Annotated in this window: 20 protein-coding genes; 15 read left to right on the top strand and 5 right to left on the bottom strand. The window is 54.4% G+C overall.

From position 1 onward, the window contains the following. A partial coding sequence (locus tag C4S63_RS03550; protein WP_146063347.1) for a transposase occupies window positions 1–247 on the bottom strand: 247 nt, incomplete at its 3' end. Between the two features lie 88 nt (window positions 248–335). Between C4S63_RS03550 and C4S63_RS17625 the strand changes: the two genes are divergently transcribed. Both C4S63_RS17625 and C4S63_RS03540 read left to right on the top strand, forming a co-directional pair. Next, entirely contained in the window at window positions 336–950 is a 615-nt protein-coding gene (locus tag C4S63_RS17625; RefSeq protein WP_146063346.1) for an inovirus Gp2 family protein, read from the top strand. Window positions 951–1,015: 65 nt separating this feature from the next. Then, a complete protein-coding gene (locus C4S63_RS03540; RefSeq protein ID WP_035460473.1) occupies window positions 1,016–1,231 on the top strand; it encodes an AlpA family transcriptional regulator in 216 nt (71 codons plus the stop codon). On the opposite strand, the gene C4S63_RS03535 is transcribed toward C4S63_RS03540, so the two are convergent. Then, window positions 1,228–2,127 (bottom strand): YafY family protein, encoded by a 900-nt coding sequence (locus C4S63_RS03535; RefSeq protein ID WP_103916704.1) that lies wholly within the window; start codon window positions 2,125–2,127, stop codon window positions 1,228–1,230. The genes C4S63_RS03540 and C4S63_RS03535 overlap by 4 nt on opposite strands. Before the next feature lie 162 nt (window positions 2,128–2,289). Between C4S63_RS03535 and C4S63_RS03530 the strand changes: the two genes are divergently transcribed. The 13 genes from C4S63_RS03530 to brxL all read left to right on the top strand — a co-directional run bounded on the left by C4S63_RS03530 (window position 2,290) and on the right by brxL (window position 22,361). Then, window positions 2,290–3,102 (top strand): DUF6694 family lipoprotein, encoded by an 813-nt coding sequence (locus tag C4S63_RS03530; protein ID WP_103916703.1) that lies wholly within the window; start codon window positions 2,290–2,292, stop codon window positions 3,100–3,102. Window positions 3,103–3,497: 395 nt separating this feature from the next. Then, window positions 3,498–3,716 carry a helix-turn-helix domain-containing protein gene (locus C4S63_RS03525; RefSeq protein ID WP_103916702.1) on the top strand — a complete coding sequence of 73 codons (219 nt, stop codon included), beginning with the start codon at window positions 3,498–3,500 and terminating at the stop codon, window positions 3,714–3,716. Beyond that, a complete protein-coding gene (locus tag C4S63_RS03520) occupies window positions 3,694–4,320 on the top strand; it encodes a DUF1819 family protein (RefSeq protein WP_234999919.1) in 627 nt (208 codons plus the stop codon). The genes C4S63_RS03525 and C4S63_RS03520 overlap by 23 nt, the downstream gene beginning before the upstream one ends. Before the next feature lie 17 nt (window positions 4,321–4,337). Continuing rightward, window positions 4,338–4,928, top strand: a complete 591-nt coding sequence (locus C4S63_RS03515) for a DUF1788 domain-containing protein (protein ID WP_103916735.1) — start codon at window positions 4,338–4,340, stop codon at window positions 4,926–4,928. Window positions 4,929–4,971: 43 nt separating this feature from the next. Beyond that, window positions 4,972–8,553 carry a BREX system P-loop protein BrxC gene (brxC, locus tag C4S63_RS03510; RefSeq protein WP_103916700.1) on the top strand — a complete coding sequence of 1,194 codons (3,582 nt, stop codon included), beginning with the start codon at window positions 4,972–4,974 and terminating at the stop codon, window positions 8,551–8,553. Window positions 8,554–8,593: 40 nt separating this feature from the next. Then, the gene (locus C4S63_RS03505; protein WP_103916699.1) at window positions 8,594–10,264 is read left to right on the top strand and encodes a DNA glycosylase AlkZ-like family protein; all 1,671 of its coding nucleotides are present in this window, start codon (window positions 8,594–8,596) and stop codon (window positions 10,262–10,264) included. 137 nt (window positions 10,265–10,401) lie between these two features. Beyond that, window positions 10,402–11,466 (top strand): ATP/GTP-binding protein, encoded by a 1,065-nt coding sequence (locus C4S63_RS03500; RefSeq protein WP_103916698.1) that lies wholly within the window; start codon window positions 10,402–10,404, stop codon window positions 11,464–11,466. Then, a complete protein-coding gene (locus C4S63_RS03495) occupies window positions 11,463–11,996 on the top strand; it encodes a hypothetical protein (protein ID WP_103916697.1) in 534 nt (177 codons plus the stop codon). The genes C4S63_RS03500 and C4S63_RS03495 overlap by 4 nt, the downstream gene beginning before the upstream one ends. Before the next feature lie 4 nt (window positions 11,997–12,000). Further along, the gene (gene pglX, locus C4S63_RS03490) at window positions 12,001–15,486 is read left to right on the top strand and encodes a BREX-1 system adenine-specific DNA-methyltransferase PglX (protein ID WP_103916696.1); all 3,486 of its coding nucleotides are present in this window, start codon (window positions 12,001–12,003) and stop codon (window positions 15,484–15,486) included. A 20-nt stretch (window positions 15,487–15,506) separates the two neighbouring features. Further along, the gene (locus C4S63_RS03485) at window positions 15,507–17,387 is read left to right on the top strand and encodes a DUF262 domain-containing protein (RefSeq protein WP_103916695.1); all 1,881 of its coding nucleotides are present in this window, start codon (window positions 15,507–15,509) and stop codon (window positions 17,385–17,387) included. Next, the gene (pglZ, locus tag C4S63_RS03480; protein WP_103916694.1) at window positions 17,384–19,900 is read left to right on the top strand and encodes a BREX-1 system phosphatase PglZ type A; all 2,517 of its coding nucleotides are present in this window, start codon (window positions 17,384–17,386) and stop codon (window positions 19,898–19,900) included. The genes C4S63_RS03485 and pglZ overlap by 4 nt, the downstream gene beginning before the upstream one ends. Window positions 19,901–19,943: 43 nt before the next feature. Next, window positions 19,944–20,303, top strand: a complete 360-nt coding sequence (locus tag C4S63_RS03475; RefSeq protein ID WP_103916693.1) for a four helix bundle protein — start codon at window positions 19,944–19,946, stop codon at window positions 20,301–20,303. Window positions 20,304–20,309: 6 nt separating this feature from the next. Continuing rightward, on the top strand, window positions 20,310–22,361 hold the full coding sequence (gene brxL / locus C4S63_RS03470; RefSeq protein WP_103916692.1) for a BREX system Lon protease-like protein BrxL: 2,052 nt from the start codon (window positions 20,310–20,312) through the stop codon (window positions 22,359–22,361). A gap of 85 nt (window positions 22,362–22,446) precedes the next feature. Here brxL and C4S63_RS03465 read toward each other — a convergent pair whose 3' ends face one another. The 3 genes from C4S63_RS03465 to C4S63_RS03455 all read right to left on the bottom strand — a co-directional run bounded on the left by C4S63_RS03465 (window position 22,447) and on the right by C4S63_RS03455 (window position 24,927). Beyond that, window positions 22,447–23,328 carry a hydrolase or metal-binding protein gene (locus C4S63_RS03465; protein WP_103916691.1) on the bottom strand — a complete coding sequence of 294 codons (882 nt, stop codon included), beginning with the start codon at window positions 23,326–23,328 and terminating at the stop codon, window positions 22,447–22,449. 74 nt (window positions 23,329–23,402) lie between these two features. Beyond that, complete coding sequence (locus tag C4S63_RS03460) at window positions 23,403–24,410, bottom strand: YqaJ viral recombinase family protein (protein ID WP_103916690.1); 1,008 nt, start codon at window positions 24,408–24,410, stop codon at window positions 23,403–23,405. A 91-nt stretch (window positions 24,411–24,501) separates the two neighbouring features. Continuing rightward, window positions 24,502–24,927, bottom strand: a complete 426-nt coding sequence (locus C4S63_RS03455) for a hypothetical protein (protein WP_103916689.1) — start codon at window positions 24,925–24,927, stop codon at window positions 24,502–24,504. Window positions 24,928–24,955 lie beyond the last annotated feature (28 nt).

Below are 24,955 nucleotides of genomic sequence, written 5' to 3'. Positions count from 1 at the left end.
TCTCCCGTTCCAGGCGCTCACACCGAGCCTCAAGCTCCTGTATTCGGCGCTGTTCCGGGGTAAGAGCCTTGCCTTTGGGGGTAACACCTTGGCGTTCAGCCTCAAGCTGCTTAACCCAGCGCCGCAGCGCGCTCTCGACTACACCAAGCGATGTGCTGGCTTGGGGAACGGTGTAGCCTTGGTCCAGCACCAAGCTGGCGGCTTCCTGCTTGAATTCAGGTGTAAAGGATCGTCGTTTTCTGGTCATATGACACCTCGCTTAAGGTGGTGATTTTACCACCCTACGTTGGTGTCCGGATTCATTAGACCACTACATTCAGCTACAGAGGGGGCCGTTGTTTATTCCATATCTGGAGCGTATCCACCAGACCATGGAGCAAGCTATCCATAGGCAGGCAAGTACTATGGCGGTGAGGATAGATCTCTATCTACCTGATAACGGGTATGTGCGTTCTGGCGATTGGTTTGGTCTCTTCATTCGGTCCCTAAAAGAACAGGTGGACGTAGATCTGTCTAGACGTGAACGCGAGGGTCGGTGGGTGCCTGACTGGAAACTTGACTACACCGCCGTCGAGGAGAAGGTGGGAGATCAGCAGGTGCATTATCACGCCTGCTTATTTCTGAATGGTGAGATCTATCGTGGGCTAGGGGAGTTTCCTGTGGGGAGTGGCTTCGATCCGGATGTGCTGGGAGATCCACGGGCTGAGCGGGCAGATAGCCTAGCTAAGAAGATTGTCATGGCCTGGGCTAGGGCATTGGGAATGACCATGAGAGAAGCGGCTGGCTTGGTGCATTTCCCTACAGGAGGGGTGTACCGGCTGAGGCGTAGTAGCGCGGGATTCGAAGCGACTGAAGCTGGGCTGTTTAATCGGCTGAGCTACCTAGCGAAGGCGCAGAGCAAAAGGTTCGGCAGAGGAGGCCGAAATATTCGCTATAGTCGGGCTGGTTAGCGCCAGAGGGCATCTGGCCGTTTTTTACAGCCATGGCTCATCTCATGAGCAGAAGGAGATATCTCATGAGAATCATTCGATTGAAAGAAGTCATGGAAACTACAGGTCTGGGCCGATCATCCATCTATAAGTACGCCCAAGAGGGCTCATTCCCGAAACCCGTGAGCCTGGGAGGGCGCTCATCGGGCTGGGTGCTGGATGAAGTGGAGGAGTGGGTGATCGAGCAGATTGCCAAGCGGGATCAGCGTTTAGAAGAGGAGGGCATGCGGGCTGGCGGTTAGCCGGCCCCCCACAGCCAACCTTTAACCTCATCCTCGTTGGCCAGTACCACCTGCTGGGCCTCCGGGTCTCGGTGTCGCGACCCATCTAGTCTAAGCAGTTGCACAATGTAATTGGCCATGGCAGCCCGACACTCAATAGTCAGCGCTCCATCGGTCATGTCGTAATCCCGCGCAACCACGTCCTGTTGAGCCACAGAGAGGCGAGGATCCGGGGTGACATGCAGAATGAGTCGTTCTTGCCACGCATGATCATCCTGCTCAGTGTGGTGTTCGCTTTGTTCGGTGAATTCGGTGAATTCGGGTTCATCCTGAATCCGGCTTAATACGAAATCCCGGTAGTCGCTACTCTTCTCGCACCAGGCCCGGGCATGCCAGCGCATGCCATTGTGTGCCACGGTGTGAGGTTGAATGATGCGGGATTCCGGCTCCGGGTTGCTCAAGGAGGCGTACTGGATTTCCACGCGGAGTTTGTCCCGGCATGCCTGGAGAATCGGACGCAACACACTCGGGCGTAGGTCACGAGAAGGAGGAAGCAGCACTTCGGTATTGAGCTCACGCACATCCAAGGCCTCAAAGGCACAGCTGAGGTCCTCCCGGGCATGCATCATCTGCAGGTATTCGTCGGCCACCCCCCGAGTGAAGACGGGCTTGAAGGTGCTGGCGGGCTTGTAGCCCTTCAGGGAGCGGTCGTAATCCAGGTTGCCCGGCGCATATTCAGCAAGATAGTGGTTGATGTCTTTGCTGGCCTGCTGTCTGCCAATGCCAAACGCTCGCTGAAGGTGATTGGTCGTCAGTCTCCCTTCCCAGAGGGCGATCACCTCGATCAGTCTATAGCGCAATAACAGATCCCAGCGCAGCGGCCAGTCTGCTGCGTTTTTACCCGCAGTTCGTGCCATGGATATGCTCCAAAAAGCGATATGTGCCAAAAGGCGACGTGTTCATGTATTCAGTATCGACATGACGATAATAAGTAAATAGCCTTTGGGTGTCATCATGGACGAGACAAAAGCGGCAGGATGCCGCATCTGACTTAAGGAAAAGTGGCGAAGGAGAAAATAATGAAAGTCTATGCACTATTGATGCTGGTCCTGGCGACCATGGCCATTACTGGCTGTTCCGACCCCACCATTGACGCCTCCAGTGAGGCCAAGATGAAAGAGTCTGTGGCCAAGGTCCGGGAGTCATTACCTGAGGCGAAGCGGGCAGATTTCGATCAGGCGGTTCAGTTGATCGCCTTTAGTCAGATCGATATGAAGAGCCTGTTTGCCAATGGCGGTGCCGATGCCGGTGATGTGGAGGGCAAAATGCGCGACGCCCTGAACGGCAAGACGGCGGAGCAGGTACTGGCCCAGGCAGAGCAAATTCAGGCCGAACGCAAAGCCCGGGAGAAAGAGCAAGCACTGGCCGAGATCCGCGAACTTGTTGCCAAGCGGGACAAGGCTGAGCAGGCCAAACAGCAGCTGGAGCAGTTCCAAGTGGTTCGCTCCCGCTTCTATATGCGAGAACGGCAATACCTTGGCAAGCAGCCGATCATTGAGCTAACGGTCAAGAACGGCACGGATCAAGCCATCTCCCGTGCCTATTTCACCGGCACCATCGCCAGCCCTGACCGGAGCGTGCCCTGGCATGAAGACCAGTTTAATTACAGCATTTCCGGTGGCCTGGAGCCCGGCGAGGAAGCTACCTGGACGCTTGCACCGAACAGTTATTCTGATTGGGGCAAGGTGGATGCCCCGGCAGATGCCGTCTTTACCGTGCTGGTGGAAAAGCTGGACGGGCCGGACGGCGAAGCCCTGTATTCCACCAGAGACTTCAGCGAGCGAGATCGTAACCGCTTGGCTGAGCTGAAAAAGCAATATGGAGTTGATTAGATCAGCCACTACCTGAATCACAGCGGGCCTGATTCAGGCAGGATTGGGACTTGGAGGGCTCTGACCGGTACCATACGGAAAAATCATTAAGTTGGCCCAAGGTAAGGAAGGCCGCTAGTGAGGCGCGGAGCGCCTCGCAAGAGCCGGTAACAGGAGATAGGGATGCCTCCCTCCTTTACATCATTGACTGGCAGGTAGGTCTCCAATATCCCCGCTTTGCGCTAGGTGATGCGGCGGCCATATTGCCGTCATAAGATCTCTGATCTTGTCTCCGAATAACTGTAAATCCAGCTTCATGCTGCTCTATGCGGTTCAAGGCTGGTTAAAATCAAGATATGCGGTAGTATCGCCCTATCAATAGTTCGAGTAGTGGCTCGCTGGAGTCGGGGTGAGAAATGGACGAAATTGAAGATCGCTGGTTATCCGTGGAAGAGATATGCCGGCACCTGGGCGTCAGTAATGACACGGTTTACCGCTGGATAGATAAACACTCCATGCCGGCTCATCGCATGGGCAGGTTCTGGAAGTTCAAAAAAATTGAGGTGGATGAGTGGGTTAAATCGGGCGGCGCCTCCGAAGTTGCCGATAAGAGTGGCCGACACTATGGCGCTTGAGCGGTATCGCATCTCCTTCACGTCCGGCAGCCTGTATCACCGTGAATCAGTGAAGTTGGCCGAGCTATACCTGTCATCCCGTGACTGGGAAGAAGTGAGTGCTCAGGCCCTGCGCGACAATGTGCTTCAGGCCCGGACTGAAAGCACAGCAAAGCGCACCTGTCGAGAAGCGATAGCGCGCTTGAAGACGTTAAACGAGAGCGAGTTGGCTTTCCTGCCGGAGGCAAACCACCAGGATCAGGCGCACCTCCTGTGGGTTGCAGTGTGTCGTCTGTACCGCTTTGTAGCGGACTTTGCGGTGGAAGTGCTCCGCGAACGGTTTGTCGCGATGAAACTGGACCTCAGTTTTGAGGATTTCGATGCCTTCTATAACCGTAAATCGGAATGGCATGACGAGCTTGATAATGCCAGCGCATCAACGCGCGATAAGTTGCGGCAGGTCCTGTTCAGAATGTTGCGGGAGGCTGGGCTGTTAGCTAAGGACAAAACTATCAACGCGATACTGCTGAGCCCCAGGCTGGTTGAGTTACTTCGTGATAACAACCCTGACGAGTTTTTGTACTTTCCAGTCTATGAATCAGATATCAAGGGGATGTCAAAGTGAGAAAAGACATTGCCAAAATGCCGATGCAGGACAGGCTCCAGCACCTGGTCAGCGTGGTCTCCGGCCAGCGATTCCTGAACAAGCAGGGGCTGGGTAATGAAGTGCCATTCTTCATCTGCCCCTACCGGCCTGAAGAGGCGGTCGACATGGATCGCCTACAGCGGCAGCTCGTTAATCGACTGGAGCAGGCAGGCATCAAGATTCTGTGCATCAATCTGTATGACCTGGCCGTCGATATTTTGAAAGACAGAGAAATCTGGGAGCAGGTGTTGGAGCTTGAGCCCACGGTCGCGAAGGATCAGCTGAAAGAGCTATTACAGGGCGTGCTGGACCCGGAAGCCCATTTGGTACCCGCTATCGCGGCAAAGCTTCAGTCCGTTGAGTTTGACGTGTTGTTTATTTCCGGGGTGGGGGAAGTATTCCCCTATATACGCTCCCATAACGTGCTTAATAACCTGCAAAGCACCGCCAAAGACCAGCCAACAGTGATGTTTTTTCCAGGCTCCTATACTCACTCGCTGGAAACCGGTGCATCGCTGGATCTGTTCGGCAGGCTGCATGACGACAAGTACTACCGTGCGTTCAACATCTTTCATTACGAAGCCTGAGCGGACGATACGATTCGAGGCGTAATCATTAAGGGAAAGTACAATGACATTGAAGAATATTTTTCTGAAGCCCGTTGACCGCCCCATTGAAGGCGTTATCAAAGCCGACGATGAAGCCAGTCTTCGCCTCGAAATTGAAGAATACGTACTGACCAACGAAGTCGAGAAACGCCTCGAAGAGTTCCTGGACGCCTACAATAACTACGAAGGGGCGAACGGGGTCTGGGTATCCGGCTTCTTCGGCTCGGGTAAGTCACACCTCCTCAAGATGCTGGCCCTTCTGCTTGAAAACCGGGAGATGGACGGTGCTACTACCCTGGACCTGTTCCTTCCCAAGTGCAGTGAGAATGAAATTCTCCGGGGCGACCTGAAGCGAGCTGTCTCAATTCCGGCGAAGAGCATTCTGTTCAACATCGACCAGAAAGCCGATGTCATCAGCAAAACCCAAATCGATGCGCTTCTGGCCGTGTTCGTTAAAGTCTTCGACGAAATGTGCGGCTACTACGGCAAACAAGGGCACATTGCCCAGTTTGAGCGCGATCTGGACGGCCGTGGCCTGTACGAACAATTCAAAGCCGAGTACGAGGCCATCGCCGGTCGCCCCTGGCAGAAAGGCCGGGAGCAAGCCCTTCTGGAAGGCCCCAATATTGCCAAAGCCTACGCCGCTGTGACCGGTGGCGACCCGCAGTCGGCAGCGGGCATTCTGGACAAGTACCGCAGCGAATACCGCGTTTCAATTGAAGACTTCGCGGACAATGTGAATGCCTATATCGAGAAGCAGGCAAAAGAGGGTGGCCACAAAGAGTTCCGCCTGAACTTCTTTGTGGACGAGGTCGGCCAGTACATTGCCGACAACACCAAGCTGATGACCAACCTGCAAACCATTGCCGAGAGCCTCGCCACCAAGTGTCGGGGCCGGGCCTGGATTATCGTCACCGCGCAGGAAGAGATGAAAAACGTGGTTGGCGAAATGGGCAAGCAACAAGGCAACGACTTCTCGAAAATTCAGGCACGGTTCAATAACCGCATGAAGCTGTCCAGCGCGGACGTGGCAGAGGTCATCCAGAAGCGCCTGTTAACCAAGACCGAAGAAGGCGTCAATCAGCTGTCGGACGTCTATCACGCGCAGGCAAACAACTTCAAAACCCTGTTTGACTTCGCGGATGGATCGGCCACCTACCGGAACTTCCGGGACAGGGACCACTTCATCCACAGCTACCCCTTCGTCCCCTACCAGTTCGCGCTGTTTCAATCGGCGATCCAGAACCTGTCGCAGCACAACGCCTTCGAGGGTAAACACAGTTCTGTCGGTGAGCGCTCCATGCTGGGGGTTTTCCAACAGGTGGCCATCCACATCGGCAACCATGAGGTGGGCCAACTGGCCACTTTTGACCTGATGTTTGAAGGCATCCGCTCTGCACTGAAATCACAAATACAGCGGGCGATTATTCAGGCCGAGAACCACCTCGATAATGCCTTCGCCATTCGGCTGCTGAAGGCCCTGTTCCTGGTCAAATATGTCAAGGAATTCAAGCCCACGGTGCGCAACCTTTGCGTGCTGATGCTGGATGCCTTCGATCAGGATCTGCCGGCACTTCGCACCAAGGTCGAAGAAGCCCTGAGCCTTCTGGAGCAACAGACCTACATACAGCGCAACGGCGACCAGTACGAGTACCTGACGGACGAGGAAAAGGACGTCGAGCAGGAGATCAAGAACACAGAGGTTGAGTCATCGGACGTTGCGGACGAGCTGGAAAAGATCGTTTTCGACTTTGTTATAAAACAGCGCAAAATCCGCTATGACGCCGGCTCCTCCCAAAACCAGGGGCAGGACTACTCCTATTCGCGCAAACTGGATGATCGTCTGCATGGGCGTGAATACGAGCTCTCGATCAATGTCATCAGCCCGTTCCACGAGCATACCGATAACGAGCAAATGCTCCGTACAGCCTCTACGTACAAGGCGGACGAACTGTTTGTGCTCATGCCGTCGGACGAGCGCCTGGTGCGGGATCTGCTCATGTTCAAGCGCACCGAGAAGTACATCAAGCAGAACATTTCCGTTACCCAGCAGGAAGCCGTTAAGCGGATCCTGAATGACAAGGGCTTCCAGAACCGTGAGCGCGAGGCCAGGCTCCGGCAGCAGGTTCAGACCCTCATTGGCAAGTCCAAGTTGCTCATTGGCGGCGCCGATGTGGAAGTGGCGAATGAGGACCCCCAGACCCGCATTATTCGGAGCTTCCATGAGCTGATTTCACGGGCTTACCCCAACCTCCGCATGTTGCGCGGCGTTTCCTACACGGAAAACGACATCAGCAATTGCCTTAACCGTACAGACGATGGCCTTTTCGGTAACGACGCCACGGCCCTGGCGGAATCCGAGCAGGAAGTGCTGGCATTCATTCAGAGCAACAATCGGGGCGGTGTCCGCACCACCCTCAAGAGCCTGCTGGAAAAGTTCGAACGCAAACCCTACGGCTGGTATTACGCCGCGATTCTCTGCACCCTGGCCAACCTGTGTGCCCGTGGCAAGGTGGAGGTTCGTCTCGACGGGAATATCCTGGAGGACAGCGAGCTGGAGCGCGCCCTGCGTAACACTCACGGCCACGGCAACGTGGTGTTGGAACCACAGATTGAGTTCACCGCCTCTCAGGTCCGAGCCCTCAAGTCGTTCTACGAGGACTTCTTCGACAGCCCGCCTCGCAGCAGCGAAGCCAAGGCCCTGGGCAAAGAGGCCGGCGAAGCCTTCCAGGACATGTACCACGACCTGGACCGGCGGGTAGCGCAGGTCGACCAGTACCCGTTTCTCAATGCCTTGAAACCTGCCCTGGTGACGCTGAAAGACGTCGCCGGAAAGCCCTACACCTGGCACCTGACGGAATTGGGCAAGCAGGAAGACCAACTGCTGGACCTGAAAGAGGATGTCATCGACCCGATCCGCAAGTTCATGGGGGGCTCACAAAAAGACATCTACAACCAGGCTCGGTCCTTCCTGCAGAGCCAGGAGCCCAACTTTATCTATGTGGCCGGGGACGAGATCGAGCAGATCCGCACCATCCTGAACGACCCCAACTGCTACAAAGGGAATCGCATTCAGCAGCTTAAGGGCCAGCTGGATAGCCTGCAGGAGCGCATCGATGAGAAAGTGCAGCAAACCCGAGCTCAGGCAGAAACCTCCCTGAAGACCATGCAGGAGCGCATGCAGAGCATGGACGAATACCAGTCCCTGCCGGAACCGCGCCAGGATGAGCTCAACAGACCGTTCCGGGATCTGGTCGATTACATCGGACAGGAGCGCCTGATTGCTGTGATCAAGGACCGGACCCGGTACTTTGAAGAAGAGGGCTACCAGAAGCTGCTGGGCAAAATGGTGGCGCTGGCCAATCAGAAATTAGCACCGGCAGACGACTCCCAGCAGCCTCCGGGTAGTCAGGATGAGGGCGAGAATAGGGGGGAGTCTCACGAGGTCAAGGAATCGGCAGCCGACTACGTTCACACCCGCAACCTCCGTGTCGCGTTCGACAAGGCCTGGCTGGCCGACGAGGGGGATGTGGACCGCTATCTGAATGCCCTGCGCGAGGCCCTGCTGGTTGAAGTCCAGCAAGGCCGCAAGGTTCAGATTTAAGCATGCCGAACCGTCTAACCGGTCGATGTTGGGGATAGCCATGCACCAAGCCGAACAGGAAATCCGGGCACTCATTCACGGCGGAGAGAGCCTCGCCGTCGAGTTCAAGAGCGACGTCAAAAGCCTGCCGGACCGGGATCTGGTAGCTGCGGTGGTGGCCCTGGCCAACACCGAGGGCGGCGACCTGTTCCTGGGCGTTGAAGACGATGGCACCCCGACTGGGTTGCATGCCAATCATCGCAACCTCGCCGGCCTGCCCGCACTGATTGCCAATAAGACCATCCCTTCGCTGGCCGTGCGCGTTGAGGCCCTGGAGCTGGAGGGGCAACCTATTGCCAGGATCCAGGTGCCCAAGTCCCGGCAGCTGGTGTCCACCTCGGATGGCCTGCTGCAACGTCGGCGCCTGAGAATGGACGGCACTCCGGAGGCCGTGCCCTTCTACCCCCATGAGTTTGTTCAGCGCCAGTCCAGCCTGGGGGTAACGGACCCCTCGGCCTTGCCGGTGGAAAACCTGGCGGTTGACGACCTGGACCCGATTCAGCGCATCCGCATCCGCAACGCCATCAAGAAGTACGGCGGCGATCAGAGCCTGATGCCCCTGGCGGACGATGAGCTGGACGGCGCCCTGGGGCTGACTGTGAGCGTGGGTGGCATGCGCCGCCCCACGGTTGCAGGCCTGTTGCTGCTGGGGAACGAAATGCAGCTCCGACAGCACCTGCCCTCCCACGAGGTAGCGTTCCAGGTGCTGCGCGGAACCGATGTGCTGGTCAATGAGTTCTACCGCAAACCGCTGCTGGAGACCTTCGAAGAGGTCGAGGTGCTATTCCGCGCCCGAGTGGAGGAAGAGGAAATTCAAGTCGGCCTGTTTCGCGTGCCTATCCCCAACTTCGACCGTCGGGCCTTTCGGGAAGCTTTTGTGAACGCGCTGGTTCACCGCGACTACAGCGCCCTGGGTGCCGTGCACGTCAAACTGGACGATGACGGCTTGAGCATAAGTAATCCGGGCGGGTTTGTGGAAGGCGTCAACCTGGACAACCTGCTGGTGGCTGACCCTCGCTCCCGTAACCCCTTGCTGGCTGACATTATCAAGCGTATCGGTTTGGCCGAACGCACGGGCCGGGGTATCGACCGTATTTTCGAGGGCATGCTCCGCTACGGGCGCACCGCCCCCGACTACTCCATGTCGTCCGCTCACACCGTCTCCGTGCGCATGAGCGCAGCGGACGCGGACGCCGAGTTCCTGCGCATGATCGTCGAGCGCGAGGAACAGACCGGTGCCGCCATGCCCATTGACAGCCTGATTATCCTGTCCCGGCTGCGCAATGAGCGGCGCTTGAGAACGGCGGACTTGGCCAAGTCGGTACAGAAGCCGGAAACCGTGGTCCGGGGCACCCTGGAGAAACTGGTGGAAGCCGGCATGGTGGAAGCCCACGGAACCGGCAAGGGCCGCACCTACACCTTGGGCGCCAAGGTATATCAAGGGGCGGGGCAAAAGGCCGCCTATGTACGCCAGGCGGGGTTCGATGCCATCCAACAGGAGCAAATGGTGCTGAATTTCATCGATACCCACGGCAGCATCAAACGAGCGGATGCCGCTGATCTGTGCCATATCAGCCCTTTCCAAGCCACTCGGCTGCTCAACCGCTTGAAAGACAAGGGTGTGATACGCCCGGTAGGCCAGGGGAAGGGGACTCGATATGAGCGAAGCTGATAAAATACGTGCGGCGCACGAAAAATACGAGCGGATACGAGCGCCGCGCGTATTTCCGTGTGCTCCCAAGCAGGCAGGCTATGGCGCAGCCGATACCGCATTAGACCAGCTCAGTAACAATATATTGGGAAGTAACGATGATAGAAAGCCTTGAGCTTAGAAACTTTACGTCATTCAGAAAGCTGGAGATCAATTTTTCGCCAAGAATCAACGTGATCATTGGCGAAAACGGGACCGGCAAAACCCATTTGCTTAAGGCAGCATATGGGCTGTGTTCCGGCGCGCCACTGTTTAAGAATCAACCTGACCTCGGTCAGAATGAGCTCGAAGTAGCGCTGACCACCAAATTCCTTCGCCTGTTTATGCCTCTTGATGACAGGTTTGGAAAGCTGCACGGCCAAGGCGCGACTGATCAGGCGTACCTTTTGGCCCAATTTGCCCATGAGAAAAAGGTCGCCGCAACATTCTTTAACAACTCTAAAGCATTAGCCATTCAGGATCGTACAAACTACGAAAAAAACCTGGCTGAAGCGGTATTCATTCCCACCAAAGAAGTCCTCTCATTTATGAAGGGATTCAACAGTCTGTATGAAAAATATGGGCTCTCTTTCGATCAAACTTACCAGGACATTTGTCTCGCACTGGACCTCCCTGAAGTGCGCTCCCAACTACTGCACGAAAAAGCAAAATGGGCTATGGCCGAAATCGAGAAAATATGCGGTGGTCGTTTTGTTTTTTATGGAGGAGGAAAGGTTACTTTTAAGACTGAGCATACGGAGTACTCCGCCAACTCCATTGCGGAAGGCTTTCGTAAAGCAGGAATGCTCTCGCGCCTCCTGGAAACTGGAGCAATCCAGCCCGGTGTAAGCGGCCCACTGTTCTGGGATGAACCTGAATCTAATCTGAACCCCAAGCTGTTGAGGATCCTTGTGCAGATTCTGTTGGAGCTTTCCCGTAACGGCCAGCAGATAATTTTAGCGACTCACGATTATGTCTTGCTCAAGTGGTTCGACCTTCTAGCGGATGAAGGCAAAGAAGATCATGTCCGCTTCCATAGCCTGTATCGAGATCCTGATACTTCAGAAATTAAGGTCTCGTCCACTGACGATTACCATGATATCTCTCCCAATCCAATTGATGAAGCGTTTGGCTTTCTCATCAACCAAGAAATTGAAAATGACATGGGAGGTCTTGGTAAGTGAAAGTTGTAGCTGCTGACGGCTTTGAGTTCCAGTTCACTGATGCATTGGATGCGTTTGTGTTCGATGAAAAAGATCGATCAAAACCTACATTTCATGGTGCCCCTATGAAAGGAGTCGATATTGTCGCCGAGTTTGAAGCGGCCTATGTCTATGTAGAGTTGAAAGACTATGACGATCCGTCGATTTATGATGTCCGCAATGCGGCAAACGATGAGCAGAAGAAAGCAAGGCAAGACAGTTTTAAATGGCTAAAAAACTATCTCAAGTATAAATTCCGAGATTCTTATCTCTATAGGCACGCCGAACAAAAAGTGGATAAGCCCGTCCACTATGTCTGTCTTCTCACTTTTGAGAACGCCCTGAATGGCCACATGCAAAAGTCATTGAAGCAGGAGCTACCTGTGGGGAAAGCTTCCTCGCGCTGGGTTCAGTCACTGGCCACCAGCTGTCAAGTCGTCAACCTGCAGAAGTGGAACGAAAACTTTCCCAAATGGCCTGTTACGCGCTTGGCGGATGCTGAAGGAGCATAATCAGATGGAAACATCGAAACTTAAAAAATTCGCCCAATTCGCTCGCCGCAGCCTCCTCGAACAGGTTACAGCCAAGCTCAAACTGGTACTCGCCGACGAGAGTCCCGCCCGGCGAGAAAGGCCACAGGCGATTAAAAAGCTGGAAGAGGCGGTAACCGATCAAGGCAAAGAGCAGGTTATCGAGCGGGTGGCCTACATCTGGTTCAACCGCTTCTGCGCCCTGCGTTTTATGGACGTGAATCGTTACAACCGCATTGGCATTGTTTCCCCTGCCGAGGGGCAGTTCCAGCCCGAAATCTTGGCTGATGCCAAAATGGGCCATATCGATGAAGAAATGGTGTCGGAGTCAACCCGCCAGAAGATCTTCGCACTGCTGGATGGCAAAACACCCAGTCAGGATCCGCAAGGGGAAGCTTATCGCCTACTGGTCGTAGCTGCCTGTAACTACTGGTACAGCGCAATGCCGTTCTTGTTCGAGCGTATTGACGACTACACTGAGCTTTTGATGCCGGATGATCTGCTTTCAGGCAACTCGATCCTGGCCTATACCCGCGAAGCCATGACGCCGGATGCGTGTGAAGATGTTGAGGTCATAGGCTGGCTGTATCAGTTCTATATTTCTGAGAAGAAGGACCAGGTATTTGTTGATCTGAAGAAGAACAAGAAGGTGACTCCAGAGAATATCCCGGCGGCGACTCAGCTGTTCACGCCGCACTGGATTGTCCGTTATCTGGTGGAAAACTCGCTGGGACGCCTCTGGATGCTCAACCGTCCCGACTCTGGCTTAATTGAGCAGATGGATTACTACATCAAGCCAGCGCCTGCGGCGGATGGTGGAGAGCAGCCCAAGACCGACTTTTTGCGGATCAGTGGCCCGGAAGAGATCAAGATCTGTGACCCGGCCTGCGGCTCGGGACACATGCTGACGTATGCATTCGATCTGCTGTGGGCCATTTACGAAGAAGAAGGCTACGAACCTGCCGATATTCCGGCCAAGATTCTGACTCATAATCTTTACGGCATTGAGATCGACGAGCGAGCGGGAGAACTGGCCGCTTTTGCACTGAGCATGAAGGCGCGGGCCAAGCTGCGGAGGTTCTTTCGAACGCCGGTTCAACCCAACATTTGCGTTCTGGAGAATTTGCTTTTCGACGAGGGGGAGTTAACGGAATACATGGACTTTGTCGGGCGCGACCTGTTCACTGAAAAGCTGCAAACCACGCTCAAGCAATTTGAAGAGGCCAAAAACTTCGGATCGCTGATCCGACCGGAAGCCACCGGCGCAGAGGAAATACGCCGGACCTTGGCGGTCAAGAATATTTCCGGGCAGTTGTTCCTGAATGAAACACACCAAAGAGTCCTGCAAGCTTTGCTACAGGCCGATTACCTGAGCCCCAAATACCATGTGGTGATTGCCAATCCACCTTACATGGGTGGAAAAAGCATGAGCGGACGATTAGCTGCATGGCTTAAGGATAACTATACGGACGTCAGGTCTGACCTGTTTTCAGCTTTCATTGTCCGGAACACTGAGCTGGCTCTGCCCAAGGGTCAGCTTGGTTTTATGTCGCCATTCGTGTGGATGTTTATTTCATCTTACGAGAAACTTCGCAGCTTCTTGATCAATCAGAAAACTATCACCTCGCTGGTTCAACTTGAATATTCAGGCTTCGATGGTGCAACGGTACCTATTTGCACTTTCACGGCTGAGAACGCGCATCATCCTCAGTACAAAGGTGGATATGTACGGCTTTCCGATTTTCGAGGCTCCGAAAACCAAGCCCCCAGGGCGCTGGAGGCTATTCAGCATCCAGGTTGCGGATGGTTCTATCGCGCATCAGCTAACGAATTCAATAAGATTCCTGGAAGCCCTATTGCGTATTGGCTAAGCGATAACTTTCTTGCGCTTTATGAAAATCCAATTCTGAAGGATGTTTTCGATGTGAAAGAGGGCGTCGGCACCCGTAATGACGATGTTTTCATGAAGATGTGCTGGGAAGTTCCCGGCGAAAATATTGGTAGAGATAAGCGCTGGATACTGACTGATAAAGCTGGAGATTTTCGGAAGTGGTATATGGGGCCAGACTTTCTTATGGACTGGGAAGATGATGGCTACCGCATCAAGAATTACCGAAATCCAGATGGCTCTTTACGATCACGGCCCCAGAATCTGAGTTACTTGTTCAAGGAGGCTGTTGCTTGGGGACTTATTGGCTCAGGAATAACGAGCTTTCGGTGGCGTCCAGAAGGGTATGGTTTTGTCAGCGCGGCCCCGAGCCTTTTTGGAAACAATGTTTTCAAGACTATCAATCAAATGAATTCAAAAATCGTCCGAGAGCTTTTGAAGGTTCGTGGTGCAACATTAAATGTAACCTCAGGCGTTGTATCAGAACTTCCATTCCTAAAGCTTGAAAAAGCTTTTTCTGAAAAAGCTGATTTCATAGCGAACAGAGCTGTCGATTTAACGAAGCAAGATTGGGATTCGTTTGAACCTGCTTGGGATTTCACCAGCCAACCAATGCTAATGCCCGATTGCCATAAGCAGCCTCTGGAGGCTACCTATCAAAAACTTCGCGCCCACTGGCAAGAAATAGCGCTGGAAATGCAACGGCTGGAAGAAGACAACAACCGCATTTTTATCGACGCCTACGGCCTGCAGGATGAGCTGACACCAGATGTGCCACTGGAAGAGATCACCCTGACCTGCAACCCGTACTACCGCTACGGCAACAACAAGAGCGAGGAAGAGCTTGAAGCACTGCTGTTGGCCGATACCATGCGCGAGCTGGTTTCCTACGCTGTGGGTTGCATGTTCGGTCGCTACGCACTGGACAAGCCGGGTCTGGTCCTGGCCAATCAGGGAGAGACTATCGAGGACTACCTGAAGCAGATCCCGGAGCCAAGCTTTCCGGCTGATGATGACAATGTCATTCCTATGCTCGACGGCGACTGGTTCACCGACGACATCACTGAGCGCTTCCGTGAATTCCTGCGCATCGCCTTTCGCGAAGAGCACTATGGGGAAAACCTCCGCTTTGTCGAGCAAGCACTGGGCAAGGATATTCGCAAGTACTTCCTGAAGGACTTCTACAACGACCACGTGCGCCGTTACAAGAAACGGCCCATCTACTGGCTGTTCTCCTCTCCCAAGGGCTCATTCAATGCGCTGATCTACATGCACCGCTACCAGCCCCACACCGTGGGCACGGTGCTGGAGTATCTGCGCGATTTCAAAGATGAGAAGCTGAAGGCCCGGAAGAACCACCTGGAGGCCGTCAGTATCAGCGCCGGGGCCTCCCAAGGTGATAAGACCAAGGCCCTGAAAGAGATCGAGAAGATCAACAAGATCCTCGCCGAGTTGGACGACTACGAGCGGGATGTACTTTATCCCCTGGCTACCGAGCAGGTGGAAATCGATCTCGATGACGGGGTGAAGGCCAACTATCCGAAATTTGGCGACGCCTTGAAGAAAATTCCAGGCTTGTCCTGAAGCAGTAAGGAGCTGTCGGCATGGCAGGTGAGTACGAAAAGGCCATTACTATCAAAGACGCGATTGATGCCATCAATCAGCGAGACTATCTGTTGCCGGCAATACAGCGGAAGTTCGTCTGGAGCAGCCATCAGATCTGCGTGCTGTTCGACTCCATCATGCGGGGTTACCCCATCAACACATTCATGATGTGGGAAATCAAGGATGATGGCATCAAGAACGACTATAAATTCTACGAGTTCCTGAAATCCTACTGCCAGCGTTTCAGTGAGGAGAACCCCCACGTTCCTACCAATGCCAGTTATAAGGATTTCAGAGCTGTCATCGATGGTCAGCAGCGTCTTACATCCCTCTACATTGGTCTCTGCGGTACATACGCATACAAAAAACCAAGGGTTTGGTGGCCGAGCACTCGCGATGACAAGGTTTTGCCACCCCGCAAGCTGTATCTGGACCTGAAAGCACCACTGGAATCGGAAGACGATGAATCGCTGATGTATTACAACTTCCGATTCCTCACAGACCGGCAATATAAAGACTCATTGGCTGCAGAGACCCCGGCCCACCACTGGCTTTGCATGCATGAAATACTCAGGTATCCACGCCACGAAAGTAGCGATGATGTGCTTTTGGAGGTGGTAATGCCAGAGCTCGAGCGACGAGGACTCAGTACAAATACCTTTGCCCGAAAAACACTGCTGAAAGTTTATGACGTGATCCGTTCCCAGCGGATCATTCACTACTTCAATGAGAACAGTCAGCAAATCGACCATGTTTTAGATGTATTTATCCGAACCAACAGCGGAGGCACTAAGCTGGACTTTTCTGACCTGCTGATGTCGATTGCCGTTGCCCACTGGGATGGAGATTTTCGGAAAGAGCTTGACGACTTGACCCAGCACATCCATCAGAACACGGAGATGGGTTTCTACATAGAGCGTGACTGGTTGTTGAAAACCTGCTTGATGCTCACGGAAGCCGATGTCCGTTTCAAAGTGAGAAATTTCAAGGGTGAGCAGGTTGCTCGAATCCAGCAAGAGTGGCCCGAGATCAAAGAATGTATTACCGAAACATTCCGCCTCGTGCGGCGGTTCGGTATTACGCCGCAGTCCCTGACCTCCAGAAACGCTGTTATTCCGATCTGTTACTACTTGTATAAAAAATGCTCTTCAGGAGAGCCACTCTTCAGGAAAATTAATAATCTTGCGAAATGCCATGAGCAACGTGCGGTAATCAGTCAGTGGTTTTACATGGCGCTGTTGAAAGGGGTCTTCGGTGGTCAAGCCGACTCCATTTTAAGCAGCATGAGGGATGTTCTGGAAAAACACCTCACCAACGACATCTTCCCGTTGCCCGCCATCATCGAGCGTTACAAAGCGACGAACAAGGATCTGCGTTTCGATGAAGAAACCCTTGATAAACTGCTGGAAACGCAGCACGGAGAGGGGCGCTGCCGCGCGTTACTGCATTTGCTGTTCCCGGAAATGAACGTTTCAGAGGTTTTTCACATTGATCACCTTCACCCGAGGGCATCCTTTGACAAGAAATTGTTAAATAAAGCTAGCTTCCTGCAGGATGACGAGCAGTTGATGGCGTTTTATCGTAATCCAGTCCACTGGAATGCGATCCCCAATCTTCACCTATTGAATCATTCGCAAAACCTTGCGAAGAAAGACCGCCCTTTGAAGGAATGGCTTTCTGACCAGAATGTGCACCTGACCCCTAGTGATCTGCTCATCGAGAATGTGGATCTGGAATTTACTTCATTCAAGGCGTTCTATCTGGCAAGGCGAGATGCCCTAAAACAGCGCTTGATATCCCGAGTTTACATGTCCGCGCCGTTGGCGGCGGAGAGTGTGGCTGACAGTGAAGACGAAGAGCTGGAAGAGGTGGTCTCATGAGCAGCCAGATTCAAACGGCTCTGACGCGACTGTTTGATAAGCACCGGATCATTTTCTGGTACGACACCAAGCAAGAGCTGCGCGGTGATTTCGAGACGGTTTCCATCCCGCACGTGGAGAAGCTGGAAATCGCCAACAACGAGTACAGTCTGAAATATCGTGTTCTGCGGGAGTCACCCGACCAGAAGTTCCTTCTGTACAAAGAAGGGCCACAACCGGAGGATCTGGACAATTGGTTGCTGGACGTACAGCTGGCCCACGGCGAGTTCCGGACTGACCAGGTGGCCATTTGGCTGTCCGAATTGGAGCTGGGCTTGGAGTTTGCCGAGGTGGCCCAGGCCCACGCAGAATTTTTCCAGGCGATCAAGCGCAAAGAGTCTTTGAAGAAGTTGCTGAAATCGGACGACACTGCCGGTCAGCTGCGCCTGAAGATGCTGGCAGTGTGTGCCGGTAGCGAGCCCCGTATGGATTCCATCGTCGAGCATTTGCTCGACGAGAGTTGTCAGTTGTCAGCTGACAGTGATCAGTTGGGTGAAAAATTTAGGCTGATTCAGCGCTGTAACCTTGATGCCTTCTTCTGGGAGCAGATGACAAGGCTTTATGGTTATGTCAGTGATACGCCAAGTATTCGAGATTTTGTCATTCAGCTGTTCAAAGACAGTTACTACCAGAATTTTACTGATCACTGCACACTGACAGCTGACAGCTTGGTCTTCCTCAAGCGCTGGAAAGACAGCCGGCAGTTCGAGCAGGGGTTTGAAACCCTGTCTGCCGAGTGTGCCGAGGTGCTGGGCATTGAGCAGGATCTCGGTAAGCGGGACTTCCGGGACCTGGTTGAGCTGGACTACTTCCGGCTAATCGACCAGAAGATTATCAGTGACCTGGTGCGGGCGGTGGTAGGCCGCACGGTCACTAGTGGCGATGTGGCACTGTGGGTGCGGCAGCGGCGCCAGGGCCACTGGTACGGGGAGTTCCGCCACCTGTATGAAGCCATTGAGTTTGCGGCCCGCTTTGTCCAGATGCTGGGTGAGGCCCGCCTCACCATGGACAGCCTCTCCGACGGCGTTCAGCGATACAGCCGTTCCTGGTTCCAATTGGATCAGCTCTACCGCAAGTTTACCTACCATGTGCGCATGTCCGGCCAGGCATCGTTAATGGGCGAGCTCAGTGAGCAGGTGGAGAATCTGTATTCCAACAACTATCTGCTCAAGCTGGGCGATGGTTTTCAGGTTCACGTGGACGCAGAGACGCGCTGGGAGGCCTATCCGGTCATTCAGCAAAAGGCCTTTTTCGAGCACTGGGTTCGCCCGTACCTGCGCAAGGACAAACGGATCTGCGTGATCATTTCCGACGCCATGCGCTATGAGATTGGTGACGAGCTGCTGGGCCTTATCCGGCAGGAAGATCGCTACAGCGCGGAGCTCGAGCCGGCTCTCTCGACCCTGCCCAGCTATACCCAGCTCGGTATGGCGGCGCTGCTGCCCAACAAGTCCTTGGCGATCGCCGACAACGATACCGGCACGGTGCTGGTGGATGGCCAAAGCTCACAGGGCACGGTCAACCGTACCAAAATCCTGCAGGCCGCTCTGGATGGGCGGGGGCAGGCCGTCAAGGCGGAAGATTTTATGCAGCTCAACCGTGAAGACAGCCGGGAGCTGCTCAAAGGTAATGATGTGCTGTACATCTACCACAACCGCATCGATCACACCGGCGACAAGATGCACTCAGAGGGGCAGGCCTTTGAAGCCGCAGAACAAACCCTGGGGGATCTGATTCGTCTGATCAAGAAGCTCACGGCGGCCAACGCCAATAACCTGCTGATCACCGCTGACCATGGCTTTATTTACCAGAACCGTGAGCTGGATGAGAGTGATTTCCTGGGCGATGTCGTTTCTGGCGATGATATTCGCTACCGGGACCGTCGGTTCGTGCTGGGTAAGGGGCTGTCCCCCTCTCCGGCTTTCCATCACTTCTCGTCCGAGCAGCTTGGGCTGGATGGAGATATGGAAGTGCAGATTCCCAAGTCCATCAACCGGCTGCGCCTTAAAGGCTCTGGCAGCCGCTTTGTGCATGGCGGCGCGTCTCTTCAGGAAGTGGTGATTCCGGTTTTGAAGGTCAACAAGAAGCGCCAGAGCGATGTCAGCGCCGTTGAGGTGGACATCCTGCGTGGGGCCAGCTCAGTAATCACTTCCGGCCAACTGGCCGTCACCTTGTATCAGTCCGGACCGGTTACCGAGAAAGTACAGCCTCGCCACCTGCGGGCCGGGATTTATACCCAGTCTGGGGAGTTGATTTCGGACAGTCACGAACTGTCGTTTGACCTGACCTCGGAGAACCCCCGCGAGCGGGAGCTTCAGGTGCGCTTTGTGCTCAGCCGCAAGGCGGACGAGGCCAACGGCCAGGAGGTCTTTCTAAAGCTGGAAGAACAGCACGCCGGCACCTCCCACTACAAGGAATACAAGTCGCTCAGGTATTTGATGCGGCGGTCCTTTACCAGCGATTTTGATTTTTGAGTTGTCAGTCGGCAGTTATCAGTTTTCAGTAAAGGAAAAATTGATGAAATTTGAAGACATGGAAGTTTGGAAGCGATCAGCACGCCTTTCGGCTGATCTTTATAAATCGTTGAGTGATTGCAGAGACTTTGGCTTCAAGGATCAGATTACGCGCTCAGGTTTATCTATTCCGAGTAATATTGCGGAAGGTTCGGAGAGAAGCTCAGGGAGAGACTTTATTCGATTTTTGCAATACGCAAAGGGTTCATGTGGCGAGTTAAGGACACAGGTCTATATTGGCGTGGATATTGGCTATATCAATAAAGATCAAGGGAGTGCGTGGATTCGAGAAACACGGGAAATATCGGCGATGTTGGTAGGATTTGTCAACTCAATTCAAAAACAACTGACAACTGAAGGCTGAAAACTGATGACTTCCCTGGACCAAAAGATCAACGAACACTTCCCCGGGCTGGTGGTGCGCAAAGACCTGGTGAAAACGGTCAAGGGCAACGCCATCGTCCCCTCATATGTGCTGGAGTATCTGCTTGGCCAGTACTGCGCCACTAACGACGAGGCTACGATTCAGACCGGTATCGAGACGGTCAAGGAGATTCTGGCCAAGCACTATGTCCACCGTAATGAAGCCGGATTGGTGCGCTCTAATATCAAGGAAAAGGGGCGCTACAAGGTCATCGACAAGATCAGCGTGGCCCTGAATGAGAAGACGGATGCCTACGAGGCGCAGTTCTCCAACCTGGGGATCAAGAAAGTGTTGGTGGACTCGGGAACCGTGAAGGCCCACCCCAAACTGCTGGTAAGCGGCGTCTGGTGCATCGCGGATATCGAATACGTATTTTCTGAAGACCAGAACGCCAGCCCCTGGATCCTGTCCACTCTCAAGCCGATTCAGCTATCTCACTTCGACTACGACGCCTACGTTGCCGCGCGGCAGCAGTTCAGCACCGATGAGTGGATTGACCTGCTGATCCAGAGTATCGGCTTTAACCCGGATATGTTCGGACGGCGCAGCAAGCTAACCCAGCTGGTCCGCTTGATTCCGTTCTGCGAGCGGAACTACAACCTGATCGAACTTGGCCCCAAGGGGACGGGTAAATCCCACGTTTACTCCGAGTTTTCGCCCCATGGGATCCTGGTATCGGGTGGTGAAGTCTCTGTACCCAAGCTGTTTGTGAATAACTCCAGCGGCAAGATAGGCCTGGTGGGGTACTGGGATTGCGTGGCCTTCGACGAGTTCGCCGGCAAGCAGAAACGCGTCGATAAAGCACTGGTCGACATCATGAAGAACTACATGGCCAACAAGTCCTTCTCCCGGGGCGTGGAAACCCTGGGCGCCGAGGCGTCCATGGTGTTCGTGGGGAACACACGTCATACCGTGCCTTACATGCTGAAGCATTCGGACCTGTTCGATGAGCTGCCGGACAAGTTCTACGATTCTGCCTTTCTGGACCGAATCCACTTCTACATCCCCGGGTGGGAGGTCGATATCATCCGGGGCGAGATGTTCTCCGACGGCTATGGCTTCGTGGTGGACTATCTTGCAGAAATCCTGCGCTCGATGCGGAACTATGATTATTCCGATCAGTACCGCGAGCACTTTACTCTTTCTTCGGATATCTCGACCCGAGACCGGGACGGTATCAACAAGACCTTTTCCGGCTTGATGAAAATCCTGTTCCCCCAGGGGGGAGCAACCAAGGAAGAGGTTGAAGAAGTGCTGCGTTTTGCCATCGAGGGGCGCAAGCGGGTCAAGGACCAATTACAGCGGATTGATACCACCTATGGTGAAGTACGCTTTTCCTACCAAGATCAGCAGGGCCAGGAAATACTGGTCACGACACTTGAGGAAGAAGAGTACCCGGGTTACTACCATCAGACAGTGTCTACTCCTGATGACGGGAGATTAGAGCCCGAGTCAGCAGCAGACGTTAAAGGTGGCGAGCCCAAAGAGCCCCACGCCTCTGAACCCGCGCTGGAGGAAAAGCACCTGACCTTCCAGGAAAATCAAAAAGGCATCTCATTCGACGGTTTGTTTGGCGCATACCTGAAGGGAGCCAACAAGATCACCGTCACAGATCCCTACATCCGGCTTTTCTACCAGATCCGCAATTTCATGGAGTTTCTTGAAGCCATCGTGAAGAACAAGGCCGAAGAGGATGAAGTGGCGGTTCACCTCGTCACCGTCCGGGACGAGTTCAAGGGTGATCTGCAAGACGAGAGTTTTGAAAAAATCCAGGAATCCGCTCGCACCGTAGGCATCGACTTCACCTGGGAGTTTGACGAAAGCGGCACCATTCACGCCCGCCATATCGTCACTGATCATGGCTGGAAAATATCACTGGATAGAGGGCTGGACATCTTTCAGCACTACGAGATGAACGATGCTTTCGCTTTCGCGAATCGCCTGCAGAAGTTTAGGTCGAGCAAGGCCTTTGAAGTCACGTTTATAAAACAAGGGTGAATTTTATTGCTTCCTTATTAGTGGGGGCTCGTACTGAAAAACACAAAAAAAGAAGGCCTTGGCGCCTTCTTGTTTATGAACGGGGCTATTCCGCCCCGCTCACTTTTGCCGAAAGTGCCTCTTTCAGGCCGGATGATTGCTTGGACGCACTGGGGTCTTGGTTGGCCTCATTGCGATAAAACTCCTCCGTAACCTGCAACCCCTCATCCTCTGAATATTCGAACTGCGCATTCATCAGGCCTGCCTGAGCAACCTTGTCTAACTCGGCCTGATTGATTCCCAGATTCACCTGAGCCTGGGCTTCTTCCCTGGCATGGGTGACAGCCTCTTTCATGGATTGTTCTGCACGTAGGGTCAGATCCACGTAGTAGATCGGTGCCCGGTGACTCTGGGTGGTGCTTTTGCCGCGCAGCTTCAGCTCCAGAGGCAGGGTGGCCAGGTTGCCGCCACTGATGGCGTGGAAGTAGCGCAGCCGTGCGGTCAGGGTCCGAATGCTGTTGTAGCCGGTGGTCCGGAACACAAAGCAGCCCAGGTCATCCTCACCAATCCGGACGTACAGCCGGCCATAAGGCTTGCACAGCCCATGGCTGCCGTAGTCGCACAGATCCGGCGATGGGCAGGGCAGGGATTCCAGGCCGTTCTCGGTATGACGCCGGCAGGCTTCCCCATCACCGGCACACAGCGGCCTGCCGCTCTTGCGCTCGAAGAAGGTGTATTCGGCCCGTAGGTTCAGTTCTGGATCATTGAAGGGCAGGGTGACGGGAATGCTGCGCAGTTTCTTGCCCTGTACCTCCTGGCGAAGGGCTTCATCCAGCGGGTGCGGTAGCCAGCCGTCCCGGGTCTGTATCTGGGTGGTGATGGTGAATTGGTCGTCTTTCTCCGGCAGACGCTTGCCGTTCTTCTCCACTACGCGACCGATGCTAATGCGGCCAATGACGGGTGGGGTAATCGCGAGTCCTTTAATCATGGGATTCTCCTGATGAATAGCTGACATAAACGCAGCCGGGCAGTGCCCGGCTGTTATGCCGTGGGTCTTAGGGATTAGGCGTTAGGGCGCACCAGGAAGCGACGACTCCCTGCTTTGTACTTGGGGTAGTGCTTGAGCAGATCCGGCTGGTCCTGCAGCAGGGCCTTGGTGTCCAGGCTGGTGGAGTCCTTGCTGCGCTTCCAGGTTACAGAGCCCTCCGTGAAGGTGGCCTTGCTGGCCAGCCCCATGGTTTTCTGGATACGCTGTTTGAGGGTGGATTCCCGCTCGGTCAGTCGGCCCAGGGTGTCACGCAGATCCAGCAGCTCATTGAAGTCGCCCTCCATAGCCGGGTTATCCGTGAGATCCACAGTTTCCCCTTTGTCCTGGGGGTAGAGGGCTTGCAGGGCGTTTCCGGCAGAGTCGGAGCCATCCGGGTCCGGTGGGGTATCCGCTTCCACCAACTGCCAGAACTCCCGCTCCAGCTCGTACAGATGGGCGATCAACGCTTCATCCCGCTCAATGCGGTGAATCTGCAACTCTTGCCCACAGATCAGCACGGCCACATCGGCAGCCTGCTTACCGGTAACCGCCATCTGATGCTGCACCTGACACTGGATGTACTCGGGAACCCCGCCCGCCCAGAGCTTGGCCCCGTACTGTCCCGTGGTCTTGCATTCGAGTATCTGTACGTCGTCGTTACCGACCACGGCGTAATCCAGGTTGGCGAGCATCCAGGGCTTGTCGTCATCCGGGTGCTGCAGCACGGCATTCACTCGCCGTACCTTGTTGCCGGTGATCTTGGCGTAAGCCTCGGCCACCTTCGGCTCCAGCAGGGTGCCCCAGTACAGAGGGGATTGAATGTCATCAGGATCAGGGGCGGGTAACAGACCATCCCGCCCGGTCTTGATCATCCACAGTTCCAGCGGGGACTGGTACGGGCTGATACCTACAGCCGCAGCGGCATCACTGGCACCGATGCCTTGCTTGCGGATCTTCAGCCAGTCTTTGCGGTTCATGCGTTTGGTAGAGACCAGGCGCAGGGCAGGGCGCTGGCCAGGTGTGGTGCTTTTCGGTTGTGCCATGAGAATGCTCCAGACAAAGAAAAGCCCCGGCACAGTGGCCGGGGCTAGGGGTAAGGAATGAAAGTTGAACGAGGGCGATAGCCAAATGCCATTATGTGGCGCGACCTGAAGAGGAAGGGGCTTCCTCGCCAATCTCGAAGAAGTCATTCACCAGTGCTTCGATATAACGCTCAGCCTGCTTGTTGCTTGGCAGATGGCCAGTAGTGAGCAGTTGCTCACCCAGCCACTCGCCTAACTCGCTGACCACTTCGTACTCGAAGATGCCGGGGCGGCCACGGGGCTGATACCAGATGTGGGAGACCGTCTGCCAAAGCGGGTCCAGGTATTCACAGGACGCGATGATCAGCTCGATGCAGCCACTGTCCCAGGCTTCCAGTATCCGGCGGGGCCGGCCAGGATCGACGGGATGGCACATCAAGCCTTCATGTAGGAACGCGCCCCATACCGCTGCCAATTCAGCAGGCATAGGGCGACAGTCCCATACCGCCAACAGGCGGCAGAGCCATTTCAGATTCATGGTGTTCTCCAGATTTTCTTTTAAGCGG

This window comes from Alcanivorax sp. DSM 26293 (genome assembly GCF_900107995.1).
Taxonomy (GTDB): Bacteria; Pseudomonadota; Gammaproteobacteria; order Pseudomonadales; family Alcanivoracaceae; genus Alcanivorax.
This window is presented reverse-complemented; position numbering and strand designations above follow the sequence as displayed.